The following is a 753-nucleotide window of genomic DNA, read 5'->3' as shown; positions in this document are numbered from 1 at the left end:
TCATCATGAACAGCCGTTCGTTTGGACGGTCGGTTCCTCGTGCCCAAAGCATTGACAACGGACATCAGAGCGGTGTTTTGCTCCCACGTTGCCTGCCGTGGCCTGATCTGTGATCGACGTTCCATGGACGAAGAGCAAGGAGTTTTTCTCCATCGAGTCTACACTGGAGGTTCTCACGACTCGGCATCGGCGGCATGAGGTTTATCGGTAATGGCCTGACGATGTGAAGGCACGGATTGTGTCTGAGGATCTGCGACCTGGCGTAACGGTTAACGAAGTCGCGGAACGCTACGGGCTGAAGGCTCCGTCTGCTGGCGAATCGTGAGCCGGCGACGGCGGAAGCTTGGCTGCGGCAGAACGCTCAAACCCAAATCATTGCCCGCGATCGTGGCGGCGATTACGGGTTGGCGGCCGCAAGAGCATTGCCCGATGCAGTGCAAGGTCACTGATCGATGGCATTTGATGGAGAACGCCAGCCGTGCGTTCCTGGACGCCGTCCGCAAACCGATGCGGCAAATCCGCAAGACACTCGGAGCAACGCGCGTCAATCCCAAGCTGCTGACCGCGGCCGAACGCCTTCAATACGAAGGCCATCTCCGGCGCCAACAGACCAACGCAGCCATCATGGCGCTGACAAAGGAAAATGCCACGATCAAGGAAATCGTGCGCCGTACCGTGTCGACAGAGCCAATACTTGCAAGAGGCGGGGCCTTACCGGTGGCCGAGATCGAGGACGTCATAGCAAAAGCAGTT

Annotated in this window: 1 protein-coding gene and 1 pseudogene; both read left to right on the top strand. The window is 58.3% G+C overall.

Annotation, left to right across the window (positions count from 1 at the left end; genetic code table 11):
* Positions 1-223: 223 nt before the first annotated feature.
* Complete coding sequence (locus CO656_RS31505) at positions 224-325, top strand: hypothetical protein (protein ID WP_337441790.1); 102 nt, start codon at positions 224-226, stop codon at positions 323-325.
* A pseudogene (locus tag CO656_RS31195) lies at positions 303-639 on the top strand (transposase); the annotation flags it as partial. The gene CO656_RS31505 and the pseudogene CO656_RS31195, both read left to right, overlap by 23 nt.
* Positions 640-753: the final 114 nt, after the last annotated feature.

It is taken from the genome of Sinorhizobium sp. FG01 (assembly GCF_002531875.1).
GTDB lineage: Bacteria > Pseudomonadota > Alphaproteobacteria > Rhizobiales > Rhizobiaceae > Sinorhizobium > Sinorhizobium fredii_C.
The sequence above is the reverse complement of the archived record's forward strand: the minus strand, read 5'-3'. Positions and strand labels throughout refer to the sequence as shown.